Origin of the sequence: Clostridium sp. CM74B_53 (assembly GCF_036318045.1) — a bacterium.
In the GTDB taxonomy this organism is placed as follows: Bacteria; Bacillota; Clostridia; order Lachnospirales; family Lachnospiraceae; genus Pilosibacter.
This window is the reverse complement of the sequence record NZ_JAWQDE010000009.1, coordinates 90573-109691: the sequence shown is the minus strand read 5'-3', so window position 1 is coordinate 109691 and position 19119 is coordinate 90573. Positions and strand designations below refer to the sequence as shown.

Annotated in this window: 13 protein-coding genes and 1 riboswitch; of the genes, 1 reads left to right on the top strand and 12 read right to left on the bottom strand. The window is 51.9% G+C overall.

Annotated features, from left to right (window positions below; genetic code table 11):
- Positions 1 to 304 precede the first annotated feature (304 nt).
- From mgtE to V2546_RS09450, 12 genes are all read right to left on the bottom strand, one after another.
- Positions 305 to 1702, bottom strand: a complete 1398-nt coding sequence (mgtE, locus tag V2546_RS09510) for a magnesium transporter (RefSeq protein ID WP_117515315.1) — start codon at positions 1700 to 1702, stop codon at positions 305 to 307.
- Between the two features lie 573 nt (positions 1703 to 2275).
- On the bottom strand, positions 2276 to 3169 hold the full coding sequence (locus V2546_RS09505) for an EamA family transporter (RefSeq protein WP_329752167.1): 894 nt from the start codon (positions 3167 to 3169) through the stop codon (positions 2276 to 2278).
- Between the two features lie 141 nt (positions 3170 to 3310).
- The gene (locus tag V2546_RS09500; protein ID WP_329752166.1) at positions 3311 to 4261 is read right to left on the bottom strand and encodes a carbohydrate kinase; all 951 of its coding nucleotides are present in this window, start codon (positions 4259 to 4261) and stop codon (positions 3311 to 3313) included.
- Positions 4249 to 5295, bottom strand: coding sequence for an aldose 1-epimerase family protein (locus V2546_RS09495; RefSeq protein WP_329752165.1), 1047 nt, complete (start codon positions 5293 to 5295; stop codon positions 4249 to 4251). The genes V2546_RS09500 and V2546_RS09495 overlap by 13 nt, the downstream gene beginning before the upstream one ends.
- Positions 5296 to 5982, bottom strand: coding sequence for a D-lyxose/D-mannose family sugar isomerase (locus V2546_RS09490; protein WP_118530200.1), 687 nt, complete (start codon positions 5980 to 5982; stop codon positions 5296 to 5298).
- 184 nt (positions 5983 to 6166) lie between these two features.
- Positions 6167 to 8005: a substrate-binding domain-containing protein gene (locus V2546_RS15715; protein ID WP_142411935.1), complete on the bottom strand. Its 1839-nt coding sequence runs from the start codon at positions 8003 to 8005 to the stop codon at positions 6167 to 6169.
- A 163-nt stretch (positions 8006 to 8168) separates the two neighbouring features.
- Positions 8169 to 9185 carry an ABC transporter permease gene (locus tag V2546_RS09475; RefSeq protein WP_142411936.1) on the bottom strand — a complete coding sequence of 339 codons (1017 nt, stop codon included), beginning with the start codon at positions 9183 to 9185 and terminating at the stop codon, positions 8169 to 8171.
- A 14-nt stretch (positions 9186 to 9199) separates the two neighbouring features.
- On the bottom strand, positions 9200 to 10708 hold the full coding sequence (locus V2546_RS09470; protein WP_329752164.1) for a sugar ABC transporter ATP-binding protein: 1509 nt from the start codon (positions 10706 to 10708) through the stop codon (positions 9200 to 9202).
- 84 nt (positions 10709 to 10792) lie between these two features.
- The gene (locus V2546_RS09465) at positions 10793 to 11656 is read right to left on the bottom strand and encodes an ROK family protein (RefSeq protein WP_329752163.1); all 864 of its coding nucleotides are present in this window, start codon (positions 11654 to 11656) and stop codon (positions 10793 to 10795) included.
- A gap of 118 nt (positions 11657 to 11774) precedes the next feature.
- Positions 11775 to 13223: an ATP-binding cassette domain-containing protein gene (locus V2546_RS09460; RefSeq protein ID WP_329752162.1), complete on the bottom strand. Its 1449-nt coding sequence runs from the start codon at positions 13221 to 13223 to the stop codon at positions 11775 to 11777.
- Entirely contained in the window at positions 13220 to 14299 is a 1080-nt protein-coding gene (locus V2546_RS09455) for a histidine kinase (protein ID WP_329752161.1), read from the bottom strand. Before V2546_RS09455 ends, V2546_RS09460 begins: the two co-directional genes overlap by 4 nt.
- Positions 14296 to 15903: a response regulator gene (locus tag V2546_RS09450; RefSeq protein WP_329752160.1), complete on the bottom strand. Its 1608-nt coding sequence runs from the start codon at positions 15901 to 15903 to the stop codon at positions 14296 to 14298. Before V2546_RS09450 ends, V2546_RS09455 begins: the two co-directional genes overlap by 4 nt.
- Positions 15904 to 16105: 202 nt before the next feature.
- A riboswitch (ZMP/ZTP riboswitch) is annotated at positions 16106 to 16184 on the top strand.
- A gap of 509 nt (positions 16185 to 16693) precedes the next feature.
- Between V2546_RS09450 and pflB the strand changes: the two genes are divergently transcribed.
- Complete coding sequence (pflB, locus tag V2546_RS09445; RefSeq protein ID WP_329752159.1) at positions 16694 to 18997, top strand: formate C-acetyltransferase; 2304 nt, start codon at positions 16694 to 16696, stop codon at positions 18995 to 18997.
- Positions 18998 to 19119 lie beyond the last annotated feature (122 nt).

The window sequence follows — 19119 nt, the reverse complement described above, 5'->3', positions numbered from 1 at the left end:
CGAAATCAACCACCAGCACATGTTTAGGAAATGCCAGTCAGTATTTCAGTTAGTTTTTTCTAACCATCATGATTTTATCATAGCATCATTTTCAGTTCAAGAGGATCGTATGCCAAAACATTCAATTGAAAAAAGTTGTCGTTACCATAAATTTATCGGCAATTCCCAGAATAAAAAAGAGTGTGTCTTTTTATGTAACAGAGAATTCCTCGAAATTTCCTGCTGCATAAAAAATGGACCATCCTGATATCCTTAGGATCGCCCATTTTTTCTATATTTATTCACATTTTTATTCCATCTGATATCAGCCCGTCACGTGCAGCAGATCGACCAGGAATAACATCGCCAGTCCATAATAAACCACAATTGCGACAAGGTCGTTCACCGTCGTGATCAGCGGGCCGGACGCAACCGCCGGGTCTACGTTGATCTTCTTAAAGAACATCGGGATCAGTGTGCCGACCATACTGGAGATCACCATCGCTGTCACAAGTGCGATTCCGACACAGCCGGAGACAAGCAGCGCATGGTGGATCGGATATCCCTTGATCACGCAGATATAGATTCCGAGGAAAAGCCACGCCATAACTCCAAGAAACAGTCCGTTCACGAAGCCGATCTTCATCTCTTTCACAACAAGCATAAGCTTCTGCTTTGCAGTCAGTTCCTCATCCATAAGCACACGGATCGTAACAGCCAGAGACTGTGTTCCGACGTTTCCTGCCATGTCGAGGATCAGGGACTGGAAACACATGACGATCGGGATCACGGCAACGACAGACTCAAAAGCGCCCACAACGGAAGATACTACCATGCCCAGGAATAACAGAATGACAAGCCACGGAAGTCTCTTTTTCACGCTCTCCGCCAGCTTCTCGTTCAGATCCTCCTCCGCAGTCAAACCGGCTAATTTCGCGTAATCTTCGCCCATCTCATCATCCACGGCCTCAACGATATCCTGGGATGTGATGATACCGGCAATCGTTCCGTCTTCCTGCAGTACCGGGATGGAATCCTCGGCGTAATCCTTGATCTGCTCGATACAGTCCGCAACCTTTTCATGATCCTTGACATACGGATACGAGTGGCTGATCAGGTCCTCAAGGTCCGTATACTCTCTTGCGATGATCAGGTCCTTCAGATCGATCGCACCGTAAAATTTATCCTCGTCATCGATCACATAGATTGTGGAGATATTGTCGTTTTCCCCTGCCTGCTCGATCAGTTCCCGCATCGCCTGACGGATCGTCAGGTTATTGTGGATCATAATAAAGTTGGTAGTCATGCGGCTACCGATCTCATCCTCATCGTATGAGAACAGGAGTCTTACATCCTCGCTGGCTTCCTTATCCAGCATGCCAACGATCTTATGCTTCGTCGTCGCATCCATCTCTTCCAGGACATCCACCGCATCGTCGGAGTCCATCTCGGAGACGATCTTTGCGGCGCTCTCGATCGGAAGCTCCTTCAGGTACGGCTCCGCGTCGTCTAAGTACGCGAAGATCTCCGCGACCCGCTCCACACCGATCAGCGGATAGAGTTCCCGCCTTTCATCCGGTGTCAGCTTCGTGAGGGCATCCGCAATATCGTTATCATGATAATCGGATAACCGGTCGATCAGCTCCTCCTTCGGAAGTCCGCTGCGGATGATCTCGACCAGTTCTTCCACATAATGTTGTTCTTTTAAAACTTCTGTTTCCATTTCTGCCTCCTTTTCCGTTGTAACTGTCCTTTATCCGTCCAGTTACTTTTTATCATCAGGACTGTGCGTATCTTCGCGCCTCCTGATCGAATTGCCTAATTTCGGCAACAAAAAGAACACCGCCCAGGATAATTCCTGGCGGGATCCAACCATACATCGCTGTGATGGACAGGCCGTTCCCTTGCGGTGTTCTCGAGACATCTCAATATGGAATCCAGCTACCGGAGATTTTCTGTCACTGCACCGATAGCCGCATCCTGCGTCTCTCTGTATGCCACACCGCATTTCGTACTTCGCCCTGTACTATCGCAACTATCCATGCAATTCACCTCCGTTAGATTTCTGATTTTTATCATTTTCCGCGAAAAAAGAAACTGCTGCGTGCAGATATCTTTTTCCGCCCACAGCAGTATACCATTTTTTTATAGGAATTGTAAAGTAAAAATCTGGCAAAATAAAGGTAGGACATACGGTAAAAACATGTAAAACATTCCGGCTGCCTGCTGTCCTGATCCTCAACGTCCGCGATAACAGGAATACATGTAAAGTCGGAAAAAGACCCGTAATTTCTCTCTACCTCATCAGCACCACCGTTGCCAGAATACACGCAAACCCGATAAGATCCGTCGGAGAAAAGCTGGAATGCAGCCAGACGACAGACAAGGTTGCTGCGGTCAATGGTTCCAGACAGGACAGGAGTGCCGCTTTTACGGGTCCTACCAGAGCGATCCCCTGAAGAAACAGCGTAAACGCACCGACAGTCCCAAGCAGGACGATCACCGCCATATAGAGGATCGCCCGTCCGTCCAGGCCTGCCGGGATCTTCCAGCTCTGGGCGAGCAGGGACAGGGCGAGCCCGCCGATGAACATTCCCATTCCGGACACAGGGATACTTCCGCGGTGTTTTACCGGTGCTCTGGAAAGCAGGGAATAGCTTGCCGCGCCGATTCCGGCCATGAGTCCCCAGAAGAGGCCCCTCGGTGTGAGTTCCATATTTCCGGGCTTTCCGCCGGTGGCAAGAAGCCACACACCAAACAGCGCCAGAAAAATGCAGAATACGGTCCGTTTATCCGGTGCTGTCCTTGTAGTCATGCAGACATAGACTGCGATAAATACGATGGACAGATTCTGGATCACCGTCGCGGTTCCGGAATTCGTCCATTTGATGGCGCTGAGGTACGCGTACTGGCAGAGCGCCAGACCCGCAATGGCAAACAGAACGATCTCTATAAGCCCTTTTTTGTCTTTTCCAAGTTCTTTCAGATTCAGACTGTGCTTCGCAAACGCAAGAAACAGCAATATGATCCCCGCTGATGTCATTCTCACCGCCGTCACCCACGTCGTATCTACCGGGTACTGGGAAAACAGCGCCTCACTGCAGGTTCCCGAAAGTCCCCAGCTCGTCGCCCCCGCCGTGCAGCAGAGAATTCCAAGTTTTTCTCTCTTCTTGTCCTTTGTGTCTGTCATAACACCCTCCAGATAATCGATCTTCATGATATCGTCATTGCAGCCTGCCCGCCTGGACCTGCTGCCCTGACATTTGAATTATATCGGGATTCCGAAGATGTGTACAGCAGAATTTCCATAAAAAGCCGAATTTGTCTTTCTTTACATCCGGGCAAGAACCGTCTCTTCCTCCGGAATACTCGGGATCCCGCCCGACTGCGTTGTTGAAAGACTCGCCGCCGTGCAGGCGAACTGACCGATAAAGGCAAGTTCTTCTTCCGTCAGTTTTTCCGGCGCTTTCCCGGTCTTTAAGAGTCTTGAAACCGCACTTCCTCCAAAGATATCCCCGGCTCCTGTCGTATCGATCGGTTTTACCTCCGGGCACTTTGCGTACGCCGCGCCATCCTGGTTCGCCAGGTATGCCCCTTTCGGTCCCATCGTGACCATCGCGAGACGGATCCCGAACTCATCAAGTAGCTTCTTCGCCGCCTCTTTCTCATCCGTGATGCCCCATAAGAACTCCACTTCCTCATCACTGATCTTCACCACATCGGCATGGGCGAGTCCCCATAAGATCTGCTCCTTTGCCGCATCCGGCGTCTCCCAGAGCGGAAGACGGAGGTTCGGATCGAAGGTAATAAGTTTTCCGTGTTCCTTCGCATATTCCACGCATTTTTTCGTTGCCTTGCGCACCGGATCATCCGTGAGACTTAAGGTTCCGAAATGAAAGACCGACGACTCATCGATCATGTTCAGGTCGATCTCCTCAAAGCTCAGTCGCGTATCCGCTCCCGGCTTTCTCGCAAAGCTGAAGGACCGGTCTCCCTCCGGAGAGAAGGTCACAAACGCCAGCGTCGTAAACACCGACGGATCTGTCACGATTCCCTTCGTCTCGATCCCAGCTTTTTCAAATGTCTTTAAGAGGAGCTTTCCGAACGCATCATCCCCGACTTTTCCGAGAAATGCCGTCTTCGCCCCATATTTATTCAATGCCGCAAGGAAATTTCCCGGCGCTCCGCCCGGATTCGCCTTCATCGTCGGATATCCGTCCGCATCCGTCTCCTTCGCCGCAAAATCGATCAGAAGCTCACCAAGAGCGATCACATCGTACATTTCAATACCTCCCTGCACTCATCTTCCAGTCGTTTTATCTCGTCTTTTCCGTCCAGGATCTGGAACCGGATCCGGTTCTCATGTTTTTCAAATGGTTTTAAGATCTGCGTCTTTCCGGCCCGTCCGTCAAATCCGCAGTTTGTCGGCTCCAGCGCCATTGCAAAATCCCCGGCCGCCGTGCTCTTCCACTGGGTCAGGTAGGGGATCGCTGACTTTTCAAACCGGATGCAGAGCCCGATCTGAAGCTCCTCGTTCACGAAAGCCGCGAACGTATTTCCGTTCTGATCTGCCGCCAGCTCATGCTGGAATACCTGCTCCGGAGCTCCCGGTTCCGGCTCATCCATGACGTTCCAGCGGCTTTTTCCTGCCTCTGCAGCCGCGTCGCGCGGTCCGGTCATGATCGACGGCATCACGATCCGCAGCCCCGGCACAAGAAACGGATATCCGGCATTGCAGTGATAGAGAAAACAGAGTGGCTGCTCCTCAAATCCCTGGTTCTCGATCTCGTCCGTGAACACGATCTCCCGCTTTCCGTAAACCGTCTCCACTGTTCTCCTCAGCACGAGATTTTCTCCGAAGATCCGCGCCTCCCGCATCTCCCCGGACACCCGGATCTTATACGTTCCGTTCTCCCAGAATGCGTCCATGGACACCTTCTCGGCCGGAGTCGTCCGCATTCTCCCATGCGTCGGATATTCCACACCGTCCACCACGCGGTTTCCGTGGACGTTCCCGAGACCGCAGGTAAACATCGCACCGCCCATGATCGAGCGCACCGCCTCATCCCCCGCCGTATCGTAGGGATTCCGCCCCTGAAGTCCCGGTTTTGTGAGAAGACTTAAATTGATCCCCTTATACCGGATCCACGCCGGATCCAGGCATTTATCTATCATTAACGACATCTCCACCGGTCCGTTTTCCACAAGCGCACAGCGGAGTCCCGACGCCCGCCCGTCCTGAAATTCGATCCGGCGGACTCCGGCGATCTGCTCCATGTTCCCGCAGACCGCCATCAGTGTTCTCTGATCCGCCATCTATTTTGCCTCCGGATACTCGTTGCAGAGCAGGCGGTACGGCGCCTCATCCTCCTCGATCTTCGGGAATCTTCCCATTTTCTCGTAGAAGCGGTTGTCCACGTTGTCATCGTTGCACTGGCTGACCTCGCCTAAGAGAACCGGGCCGCTGCCCTCTTCCACCTCGAAATCATGGTACATGTACGGGTAGATGGAGATGCTCTCGCCAGGAGTCAGGCGCACCTGGGTGCCGGCCGGAACGACCATCTCTCTGCCATCCACATGGACATGGACATCGTTCACCTTGTCAAGGTCCTCATCCTTTGTCGAATTATATACACGGATCAGGACATTTCCGCCACCGCGGTTGATGATGTCCTCCATCTTTGACCAGTGGAAGTGCATCGGGGAGTACTGTCCCTCTTTGATGTACAGGAGTTTTTCCGCATATGTCTTTGTGTATTTGTCCTTCATCTTCAGGTTGCCGTTGCGGATCGTGATCAGGGAAAATCCGACCTTATCGAAGTCCCCGAGACCGTAGTCCGTGATATCCCATCCTAACATGTTGTCGCGGATCTCATCGTAATCATGGCCTTTTTCCTTCCACTCTTCCGGTGTGAAATTGCAGAATGGCGGGATCGCGAAGCGATACTCCCTAATCATCTGTTCCATTTCTTTTAAAGCTGCGTTGATCTCACTGCGTTTCATGAAAAATTCCTCCTGTCCTTGATATGCAGGGAACGCCGATCCTTTCGGCCCGGCGTTCCCTGATCCTGCATGTCCAGCAGCCGTTTTCTTTCCAACTGCCATTATTTTAATTCATTTTTTCAGTTAGTTACAGTTTATTTTCACTGATCGTAACTGTTCAGTACCTTCACAGTTACCACTGATCTTAATTCTTCTTCAGAACAGATACGCCTGTATCGCTGACAGCGCCGCCGAGCTCTTCGCCCTCTAACGCTCTGACAGCTGCCTTTACGCCCTCTTTACCCATAATATCAGGGTTCTGAGCCATTGTGCAGAGGAGATATCCGTCATTGATGAGGTTCATGATCGCATCGGATTTATCGAAGCCAACGCCTACGATATCTGTCTTTCCGGATGCCTTGATCGCATTACCGGTACCAGTCGTGGAACCTTCGTTGCAGCCGAAGATGCCGACAACGCCCTGTGTGATGTAGTTTTCAGCGATGGTCTGGGACTTCGCTGCATCACCTTCGCCGTACTGAGTTTCCATAAGCTCATAGCCCTTTCCTTCGAATGCAGAGCGGAAGCCTGCTTCTCTCTTAACGGTGGAGTCTGTTGCTGCGTTTACGTTTACGATACCGATCTTACCGGATGTGATGCCTGCTGCCTCGAGAGCCTTGATCATCTCATCGCCTGCTGTCTTACCAGCTGCCTCGTTGTCTGTGGAGAAGGTTGCCTCTGCCTCTACGTTTGCCGGAGAGTCAACATACACGATCTTCACGCCTGTGGAAGCGGCTTCCTTTAATGCGGAAGAGATCGCGTCCGGGCCGTTTGCCGCTACGATGATCGCCTCATAGCCGCCTGCAACTGCGTTGTTCACGCACTCGATCTGCTGTGCATCGTCCTTTGTGTTCGGGGACATGAAGCTTACGGTAACGCCGAGTGCCTTTGCCTCTGCCTGAGCGCCCTCATTTAAGGTTACCCAGTGCTGGTCGATGGAGTCCATTGTGATCAGTGCGATTTTCCAGTCTTTTGTTGCTGTCACATCTGTTGTGCCTGCTGCATCTTCCGCATTGTCTGCTTTAATGACAGAAACGCCTGTGTCTGTTGTTAAGCCGCCGAGTGTCTCACCCTGAAGAGCTCTGACTGCTGCATCAACACCGTCTTTACCCATGAGATCCGGGTTCTGAGCCATTGTGCAGAGGAGATATCCATCGTTGATGAGGTTCATGATCGCATCGGATTTATCGAAACCGACTCCGATGATATCAGTCTTGCCGGATGCCTTGATCGCATTACCGGTACCGGTCGTGGAACCTTCGTTACAGCCGAAGATGCCGACAACGCCCTGTGTGATGTAGTTCTCAGCGATCGTCTGGGACTTCGCTGCATCGCCTTCGCCGTACTGGGTCTCCATGAGCTCAAAGCCTTTTCCTTCGAATGCCTTACGGAATCCGGCTTCTCTCTTGACTGTGGAGTCTGTTGCTGCGTTTACATTTACGATACCGATCTTACCGGATGTGATGCCGGACTCTTCAAGAGCTTTGAGCATCTCTTTACCGGCTGTCTCACCAGCTGCCTCGTTATCGGTAGAGAAGGTTGCCTCTGCCTCCACGTTTGCCGGAGAGTCAACATAAACGATCTTAACACCTGCGTCCTTCGCTTCCTTCAGGGCGGAAGAGATCGCATCCGGACCGTTTGCCGCTACGATGATCGCCTGGTAACCGCCTGCAACTGCGTTGTTCACGCACTCGATCTGCTGTGCATCGTCCTTTGTGTTCGGGGACATGAAACTTACGGTTACTCCAAGTTCCTTTGCAGCTTCCTGAGCGCCCTCATTTAAGGTTACCCAGTGCTGGTCGATGGAGTCCATCGTGATCAGCGCGATCTTCCAGTCGCCGACTTCCTTGGACGGAGCTCCTGTAGTCTCTGTGGCTTCCGCGCTGGCTGCTGCGGATTCTGCCGGTTTCTGGCTGGAACAGCCGGTGATGCTGGCTGCCGCAAGGGCTGCACAGCTTAACAGTGCGAACAATCTCTTTTTCATAAAAATCCTCCTTAAGATTTCTTATATGTAACTCCCGTATACCATGGGAGTTAGATATCCATGTAACGATACTTCCGGACCAGCGTCCTGCTTATTCTCATGCAGGACCTCGGACCGACTGTTGCTGCAAAATGCCGCAGACACAAAACAGTTTTTTTCTGTCTTATTTGGATGCTTTCTTTCCGAAGTTTCCGGAACGAACGACAACATCAAGAAGTACAGAGAATACAACGATGATACCGATGACAAGTCTCTGGATGCCGACCTGTGCACCGATCATGTTCAGACCATTCTCCAGTGTCTGCCATACAGCCGCACCGGCAAAGGTTCCGAGCAGAAGTCCTGTTCCGCCGAGCGGGGAGATGCCGCCGATAACGCCGGCTGCAACGCCGTACATCTCGTACATGTTTCCTGCTTCCATGTTGCCCATACCGGCCTGTGCACAGAGGATGTAACCAACGACACATGCGCAGACAGCGCTGACCAGGTACGCTTTAATTGTTGTATTTACAACATTGACACCGGATAATTTCGCAGCGTCCACGTTGGAACCGATCGCGTAGATATGTCTTCCTGTGCGGGTCTTGGAAAGCAGGAAGAAGAAGATCAGAAAGATCACAAGCGCGATCCAGAAGGTGTTGTAAACACCGAGTGTCTTTCCATAGTAGAAGAAGTTCTGGAACTTATCGCCAGCCTCTTTTCCGATACCGGTCGCGATCGCGTCCGTGTTTCGGTTGTTGTTGACCATGTAGGCAACGCCTCGTGTCACGAACATGGTTCCGAGTGTCGCGATGAACGGCGGAAGCTTGAACTTTCCGACTAACATTCCGTTGATCACTCCGGTAACCAGGCAGCACGCCATCGCAACCGCCATCGCAACAAACGGATTGACGCCCATCGCCATCAGGGTTGCCGAGATCATGGCGCTCATTCCGACCATGGAACCGATCGAGAGATCGATGTTTCCGGTGATCAGAAGATAGCTCTGTCCGACGCCGATCAGAAGGTACTTTGACATGGAACGCAGAAGGTTCATGACGTTCTGTCCGGCAAATACTTTACGGTCGATGAGACCGAATGCTACATAGATGATGATCAGTCCCGCGAATGCCGTGATGACCGCGCCCATTCCGCGTGTCCCCAGGATCCGCTTTACTGTACTGTGCTTCTTTTCATTCATTCCCCTGTCCTCCCTCAGCTAACCTGTTGTTTCTTCTCAAATTCGGTAGCGAACTTCAGAACCTCATTCTGGCTTGTCTCCTTCGCCATGACTTCGCCGGTGATCTTTCCGTCGCACATGACGATGACGCGGTCCGCGATCCCCAGGACTTCCGGCATCTCTGAGGAGACGAACATAACGGCAATGCCCTGCTTCTTTAACTGGTTCATCAGGTTGTAGATCTCGACCTTCGCTCCTACATCGATGCCTCGTGTCGGCTCATCGAAGATCACGACTCTGGAATTTCTCGCCAGCCACTTTCCAACAACCACTTTCTGCTGGTTTCCTCCGGAAAGATTGCCCGCGTTGACCTCCACCGTCGGGGTCTTGATCAGGAGGTCCTTCACCGCCTTCTCGCAGAGGTCGTCCTCCTTTTTACTGCTGATCACGCCGAGCTTGCTGCAGATGAGGTCCAGGTTCGGGAGTGCCAGGTTATGACGGATGCTGAGTTTCGTGCAGAGACCGTCTTTTTTCCGGTCCTCCGGCGCCAGTACGATCCCGGCTTTGATCGCGTCCATCGGACAGGTGATTTTCACTTCTTTTCCGTCCAGCCAGATCTCCCCGCTGGTCTTCGGGTCAACTCCGAAGATCGCTCTCGTTGTCTCGGTACGTCCCGCTCCCATCAGTCCCGCGAATCCGACGATCTCGCCCTCATAGAGGGAGAAATTGATGTCGCGGACGAGATGTCCGGCATTTAAGTTTTTCACCTCGAAGATCTTCTTTCCTTTCGGGCAGGAGACTCTTGGGAACTGTTCTTTGATCTCACGGCCGACCATGTTCGCGATGATCTGATCCATAGTCATATCCGCGAAATTTCCGTCTGTGATATACTGACCGTCACGCATGATCGTTACCCGGTCCACGATAGCCTTCAGCTCCTCCAGGCGGTGGGAGATATAGACGATTCCGCAGCCGTCTGCCTTTAACTGGCGGATGATCCGGAAGAGCTCCTCGATCTCTTTCGCTGTCAGGGAAGAAGTCGGCTCATCCATGATCAGGATCTTCGCGTGGATCGAAAGTGCCTTCGCGATCTCGACCATCTGCTGTTTGGATACCGGAAGATCGCCGACGGTCTGTCTCGGGTCGATGTCGATCTTCAGATCGCCGAGGATCTTTGCCGCCTCTGCCTCCATCTCCCGGTCATTTAAGACGATCCCGTTGACCTTCTCTCTTCCGAGGAACATGTTTTCCGCGACCGATAAGTGGCGGCACATGTTTAACTCCTGGTGGATGATCGCAACGCCGACGTCCTGTGCCTGCTTCGGCGTCAGATTGTCATATTCCGTTCCGAATATGGTCATCGTTCCGCTGTCTTTTGTATAAACACCGCTTAAGATCTTCATCAGTGTAGATTTTCCTGCTCCGTTCTCCCCGAGAAGCGCCATGACCTCTCCCGACCGGAGTTCGAAATTTACATGATCCAGGGCTTTGACACCCGGGAATGTCTTGACGATGTCTTTCATTGAAACAATTACTTCGCCCATCTTCTCCCCCGCTTTCCAGTTCTATTTTGATCCGGTCTCCCGGTTCATTTTTTATGTGTGCGAAAATGTGTCCTGCACATCTTTTTACGGATGCATGGCAACACAGAGTGCCGCGATATCTCCGATCGATTCCCCGAGTCCCGCCGGAACGATCCGGCAGATCTCTGCGCCAGATTTCAGTGCCTCTTTCCGGATCTTTTCTTCCATGGAATATCTCAGATACTTCTCCGCCCGGACGAAAATACTTCCGATGACGATCACCTCCGGATTTAAAAGGTCGATCAGGATCGCCAGCATGCTTCCAAGATGTTCTCCTGTCTGCGCCCAGATCTTTTGCGCCTCCGGATCTCCTTCTTCCGCCCTTTTTCCTAGCTCCGCCGCGGTTCCTTTTCCGTACTGGGCGATCCCGCCGCCGCTCACATATCCTTCGTACGAGCCGGACTTTCCGTAGCCAACGTGTCCATCCTCAAAAAGCCGTACATGACCGATCTCCCCGGCCATCCCGCATGTTCCTTCGTAAAGCTTTCCGTTTAAGATCAGCCCCGCGCCGATCCCGGTTCCGAAGGTAAGAAAGATCATGTTCTCCGCGCCTTTTCCGGCTCCGAACTGCCATTCCGCCACGGCACAGGCATCCGCATCATTTCTTAAATATGCCGGAAGTCCGAACCGCTCCGTCAGCATATCCGTGATCGGAACTTCGTCCCATCCCGGAAGATTCGGAGGTCCCAGGATCACGCCCGTCCTGCTGTTTAACGGCCCGCCGCAGCTGACGCCGATTGCTTTCGTCTGATCTGTTTTCAGATCCGCAACGCTCTGAAAGATCATTTCCAGAGTTTCTCCCTTCGTTGTCGTTGCGAATCGCTTCTTTTCAAGGATTGTTCCGTTCTCGTCTCCACGAACGATGGCTGTTTTCGTCCCGCCGATATCGATTCCTATGTATTCGTTCATATAGACCTCCCCTGTTAGTTCCATCTTACATGAAAAATGTCCCCCATAACAGAGGACAATCCTACGGTTATGGGGGACAATATTTTGATGTATACAACAGGACGGGGCAGCTCCAATCCTACCTCACAATTCTCTTAAACTCACTCTTCTCATATACTGCCGCCACCTTCCCCTGCTCCACGACGAGCAGGCGGTCCGAGATATCAAGCGTATCGGAGATACTCGCGGTGATCATGAGTATCGCCGTCCCCTGTTTCTGGATCTGGCGCAGCACATTTAAGATCCTCATCCGGCAAAACATGTCGCCCTTTGCGAGCGGCTGGATGCAGACCATGATCCGCGGGCGCAGAAGATTCATCTTATGATAGAGCAGGGCAAACTGGTCTTCCTGCGGAATGTCGCGCACACAGGGCGCATCGATCACCGGTCCCACGAGCGGCAGATATTCTGAATGGATACTCCTGTAGATTTTCCGCGAGATCAGGCTTTTTCTGAGTTTCCGGTCCAGGAGAAATGTCAGGTTCTCCATGTAGCTCTCATCCAGAAACAGCAGCCGGTTCACCCCGTCCGCCGGGATCACGGCGATCCCCTCATCGAGATAATCCGCCGCTTTTTTCTGTGTGTAGGTCACATGGTCCACCGTGATCCATCCTGATCTGCACCGCTTTTTTCCGGTCATCAGATCCATCATGTCCCCTGCGATCTTATTTTCCTTGTCGAGGATCGTCATACACTCACCGCGGTGCAGGATGAAGCGAAGACCATTTAAATTTCCGACTCCCACGGTGTGAAAGTGCAGGATCCCGTCATCCTCGGCATCCTGATCATTCTCCGTGGACATGATCTTCCATTCTGAGATGTACGGTGCCATCTTTTCGTCCGTCATCTCATCCCGCTCAAAGACCTTGTAGATGTGACCGTCCGAAAAAAGTGCGGTCCGGTCCGCGATCTTAAAGAGCTCTTGGTGGTGGTTTCCCACATAGAGCACGGAGATCCCCTCTTTCCGGATCTTCTTTAACATCTGCTGGAACTCGAAGAGCTCATACTGGCTCAGATAGTTCGCCGGGTTGTCCACGATAATGAGATGACAGCCCGAAAGCAGCGCCTTTCCGAGCTCCACAAAGCATCTCTCAAACTCTGTCAGGTTCTCCACTCTCTTTTCCAGGTCCACTTTCAGCCCTTTTTCCTCAAAAAAGCGGACCGCCTGGCTGAAGATCACCTGCTCATTGATAAAATATTTCCGGAAACCTTCCCGCAGGATAAAAAGGTTGTCCACAACGCTTAAGCCCTGCACGAGATGGCTCTTCTGTTCGATGAGCGCCACCTTATTGGACGCCCCGCTGCTGTAGGCGTAGCTATTTACAACGTTTCCGTCATACCACACGGATCCCAGACTGATCGGATCGTTCCGGCAGATCAGATCCACCATCTCTTTCTGGCCTTTCCGGTTCCGCGCCACCAGGCCAACGATCTCCCCGGCAAACATCTGGAATTCCAGATCATCCAGGAGCAGCTCTCCGTCCCGTTCAAGATCAACATGCGATATCCGAAGAAGTTCTTTTCTCATCGCCATCCTCCCTGACGATCCCCGTCGCGCACCAGCGGAAGCTCCACTATGACATCAGTTCCGATCCCCTCTTTGCTGTAGACATGAATTCCGTACTCCTCGCCGAAGAGGAGCTTGATCCGCCTGTTCACGTTCACCACCGCGATCCCGCCGTGGGCCGGCTTCTTCTCCTCCTCTTTTTCCGGGACATCTGTCTCCACATCAAGACGGCGCAGTTTTTCATTCAGTTCCTTCAGTTTTTCGTCCGTCATTCCGCGCCCATCATCGGAAATCCTGATGTAGAGCCGTTCCTCACTCGCACTGATCCGGATCACAAGATGACCTTTTCCGATCTTCCGCTCGATCCCGTGGTAGATGGAATTTTCCACGATCGGCTGCAGTGTCAGCTTCGGAAGTTTGCACTGCAGAAAATCCATCTCCGTGAAATCGTCGTCCGGATCCCGGTCATACTGGATCTTCAGGTCCAGTTTAGAACCGAATCGGAACTGTTGAATATAGTAATAATTCTCGATATTGGCAAGTTCGTCCTCCAGCGTCACGAGATTTTCCAGGTTTGAGATCGTGTAGCGGAAGAAGGTCGCCAGCGCCTCCGTCATCTCCGCGATGCTGTCCAGCCCCGCGATCAGCGCCTCACTCCGGATCCCCTCCAGCGTGTTGTAGAGGAAATGGGGATTGATCTGGTTCTGAAGCGCCAGATACTCCGCCTGTTTCTTCGAGATCGCGATCAGGTTGTTCCGGTCGATGATCTCGTTCAGGCGCAGGACTGCCTGCTCACTCTCCGGTGAAAACGGATAGCGGACCTTAAAAAGGTCCTCCATGACATAGCCCATGACAAACTGCTCATAGATCTTCCGAGTCTCCCGGTATGGGATCAGCACCGTCCGGTAAACGATCACCGCCAGAGCAGCGGAAAGCGCCGTAAATACAGCCGGGACCATCAGGGACTGCATTTCCCGGATGCACACCACCCACATTCTCACGAGGAATGCCCCGACCAGCCCGGCTGCGAGAAGTGCGCACCATTTGATCCGAACGGACAGGTAATTTTTCTCATCGGTATGTTTCTTCTCCATCATGAGTACAGCTTTCTGTATTCCTTGGGCTTTAAGCCCGCATATTTTGTAAAGGTCTTCGTGAAATACCGCACATCGCTGTAGCCGACCTTCCCGCATATATCGGCCACCGTGTCATTTGTCTCCTTTAAGAGCTTTTTTGCCATGTCCATGCGAACCTTCGAGAGGTATTCCAGAAACGTCATCCCCGTATCCTTCTTAAAGATCGTGCTGAGGTACGTCGGGGAGAGATCCACAACCCGACTGAGTTCTTCCAGCGTCAGCGGCTCTCCAAAATGTTCTTCCACATACTTTTTCACCACGCGGATCGGACGGTTTTCGTCCTGTCTCTTTAATCTCGCCGCCTTCTCGTAGGAGGTCGTGATCCGTCTCGTCAGATAATCGAAAAGCTCCGCCGCATCTGCACAGTTGTCGGCACTGACGCTGAAGTTCTCCATAAAGTTCTCTTCCACCGGAAGGCGGTACTTTTTCATGAAAAACAGGTACTGGTTGCAGATCTCCTTCGTCATCTGAAGGATCTCATGACCGCTGATCTCCTTCTCCGCCAGCATTTTCGTCTTCAGATAGATCAGTTCTTCCCGCACTGCAAAGGAATCCAGACTCTCCAGCGTGTGGGCGATCCGGTCATTAAACTTTGCAAAGATCTCACTGTCCGCAAAGGACTCCCCGCCTTCGATCTTTCCTTCCATCAGCTTTCCCGTTCCTGCGAGCAGCCGCTCCTCGATGAGGAGTCTGGCATTTTTTAAGGAACTGCCGATCTCCGGGAGACTCACCACACCCTCGCCGAGTGCCAGCGTCACCGACAGGTTCTTTAAAATATCCCCCTGGACCCGGATCTCCGAGAGCAGGGCTTTCATCTGTCTCCGGATCTGCATCCGGTCCTCTGCGTCATAGTTCAGCAGAAAGAAATGGAATCCGTTGAGCTCCGTATTCTCTGTCTCCATGACATAGTCTTTTAAAAATCTTTCCGCCGCAGACTGGACTTTCTCCGCCATAAACTGGACATTCTGCTCCTCATCGCAGACACGCCCATCCAGTTTTAAGATGGCGATGCAGAATTCCCCCGGCTCAAAACGATAGTGAAATTCCCGGTTGATCTCCAAAAGCGGCTGCGACAGGGTCTCCTTATTTCTTCTCCCCACAAGATCCTGTAAAAAGGCCTGTCTCAGGTTCTTCTCGTCGCTCCTGATCGCCAGTCTGGTCTTCTCCTCCTGGCTCAGCTGTTCCGTCTGCGCCCGGAAACGGGTGCTGAGGCGTTTTAATGTCTCCGTCAGCTCGTCCTTTTTTATCGGCTTTAAGAGATACGCATTCACCCCGTACCGGATCGCCATCTGCGCATACTCAAAATGGCGGTAGCCGCTGATGATCACAAACTCCGCATTCGGAGCTTCCTCTTTTCCGAGCCGGATCAGGTCCAGCCCATCATATCCCGGCATCCGGATGTCCGTGATCACGATATCCGGATGAACTTCCTTTATCTTTTCCAGCGCATCGATCCCGTTCTCCGCGACCGCTCCGACCTCCATATCAAGAGCATCCCAGTCCACCAGCTTTTCGATCAACTGGCAGACCTTGCTCTCATCATCCGCGATCAGTACCTTTAACATCCTCGTTCCCCCCTGTTTCCCCCAAAGTCATATTAAGGTTATTGTACCCCGCCGGGCATGATTCCGTCAACCGGTATGGAGCGACGCTCTTCACGCTTTTTTGCTGACATCTGCCAAAAAGGACCAGCATTCTCTCCCCATATCTGGTCCGACCATTCTTTTCCACTTGACACACACCACAACATCTGGTATATATATGTCATACCGATCATATGACTGACGGATAAGTGGTGAACCACGTGAAGTATGATCGAAGAAAGCCGACCGTCTGGGCGATCATAGCGCAGACTGTGGGTTATTTTTTTACCCTTTTTCAGTCTATCGACGTCTCTCGCACCGCGCTGTGATTCTGTAACAGCGAAATTTTCCAAAGTGATCTCGCCGCCTTATAAAACACAGACTTGAAGGTAAAAATCCCATCGACGAAGCCGATCTGGAATGGATTTTTGCTCGTAACCTGCCATGTATCCGAAGGGAAGCTCCGGGGGAGGTTCCTGTAAATGTGAAGGTACTGAACAGTCACGTGTATTTTAAAAAATACAAGGTAATGAGAAAATTTCTTATGAAAATGATTCTGATAATCATTCTCATATAATCTATTGTTTTTCTTTTTTCCCTCTGTTATAATGGCAAAGCATTTCTTCACAACGGAAGATTTCAAAATTTATCCGATCCGACAAAATGTACTGGTGAATGATCACCTGCTTTTCCCGGACCGGGAAACCGGAATCCCTGACAACCACAGGATTTCCGCAGCACATGAGATTGAAACATATAAGGAGGAACCATCATGTCTGAACAGAATACCCCGAACGGTACTGCTGACCTTTTCAAAAAAGCCTGGAGAGGATTCCAAGGTGCAAAATGGACCGATGAGGTCAATGTCCGCGAATTCATCCAGAATAACTATACCCAGTATGACGGAAACGAGGATTTCCTCGCCGCTCCGACCGAGGCGACCGATAAGCTCTGGGGTCGTCTTCAGGAACTCCAGAAAGAGGAGCGCAAAAAAGGCGGCGTTTTAGAGTGCGAGACTGAGGTCGTATCCAGCCTGACTTCCTACGGCCCGGGCTATATCGATGAGAGCTTAAAGGATCTTGAGACCATCGTCGGCCTCCAGACGGACAAGCCGTTAAAGCGTGCATTCATGCCTTACGGCGGGATCAAGATGGCGGAGGAAGCCGCTGAGACTTACGGATATAAAGTAAACGAGAAATTCCACAAAATCTTCACCGAATACCATAAGACACACAACCAGGCTGTCTTTGACGCCTACACTCCGGAGATGAAAGCTGCCCGCCACTGCCATATCGTGACCGGTCTTCCGGACACTTACGGCCGTGGAAGAATTGTCGGCGACTACCGCCGTGTGGCTCTCTACGGAATCGATTTCCTGATCGAGGAGAAGAAAAAAGACCTGGATCTCTGCGGAAACGGTGCGATGTACGATGAGATCATCCGCCAGAGAGAAGAGATCGCAGAGCAGATCCGCGCGTTAAAGGGCATGAAGGAGATGGCAAAGATCTACGGCTACGATATCTCCGGCCCGGCGACAAACGCAAAAGAGGCAATCCAGTGGCTGTACTTCGGCTACCTCGCAGCAGTCAAGACCCAGAACGGCGCTGCGATGAGCGTTGGACGTATCTCCACCTTTATTGATATTTATGTAAACCGTGATCTGGAAGAGGGAACTCTCACTGAGTCCCAGGCACAGGAACTGATCGACCATATGACCATGAAATTCCGTATGGTGAAGTTCGCGAGAATCCCGTCCTACAACCAGCTCTTCTCCGGTGACCCGGTTTGGGCGACTCTCGAGGTTGCAGGTCTCGGACAGGACGGACGCCACATGGTCACAAAGACCGACTACCGTTTCCTCCATACTTTAGAGAACATGGGACCGTCCCCGGAGCCGAACCTGACCGTGCTCTACTCTTCCCGCCTTCCGGAAAACTTCAAGAAGTACGCAGCGAAGATTTCCGTTGACACTTCTTCCATCCAGTACGAGAACGATGACGTGATGCGTCCGGTATGGGGCGACGACTACAGCATCTGCTGCTGCGTATCCGCTACCCAGACCGGTAAGGAGATGCAGTTCTTCGGTGCCCGCGCAAACCTTGCAAAGTGCCTGCTCTACGCGATCAACGGCGGTAAGGACGAGAAGTACATGACAAAAGACGGCAAACCGATGCAGGTTGGTCCGGAGTATGCACCGATCACTTCCGAGTATCTCGACTACGACGAGGTCATGCACAAATATGATCTCATGATGGACTGGCTTGCAGGAATCTATGTGAATATCCTGAACCTGATCCAGTACATGCACGATAAATATTACTACGAGGCAGCCGAGATGGCTCTCATCGACACCGACGTGCGCCGCACCTTCGCGACCGGTATCGCAGGTTTCTCCCATGTGGTGGATTCCCTCTCCGCGATCAAGTACGCAAAGGTCAAGGTTGTCCGCGACGAGAACGGCATGGCGTCCAGCTTCATCACAGAGGGTGACTTCCCGCGCTACGGAAACGACGATGACCGCGCCGACGATATCGCAGTTTGGCTGTTAAAGACTTTCTTAAAGAAAGTGAAAAAGTACCACACCTACCGGAACTCCGAGGCGACAACTTCCATCCTTACGATCACTTCCAACGTGGTTTACGGTAAGGCGACAGGCGCTCTCCCGGACGGACGTGCAGCGTTCACTCCGTTTGCCCCGGGCGCTACCCCGTCCTACGGTGCGGAGCAGAATGGTCTTCTCGCTTCCTTAAACTCCGTCGCAAAGCTTCCGTATGAGTACGCACTCGACGGAATCTCCAACACCGAGACGATCGCTCCTGGTGCACTCGGACACTCCGAGGACGAGAGAAAGAACAACCTCGTTCATGTTCTCGACGGATACTTTGACCAGGGCGCTCATCACCTCAACGTGAATGTCTTCGGTCTTGATAAGTTAAAAGACGCGATGGAACATCCGGAGAAACCGGAGTATGCAAACTTCACGATCCGCGTTTCCGGTTATGCGGTTAAGTTTATCGACCTGACAAGAGAGCAGCAGCTTGATGTCATCGCAAGAACCTGCCACGAGGCAATGTAAATTTATCCATTTAAAAATCAGCCGGGAATGTTGTTTGTTCCCGGCTGAGTCTAAATTATGAAGGTTTTTTCTGGCTTGGCATTAGGGTTTTAATGTTTGCACTTTTGCACCGCACTGCTCAT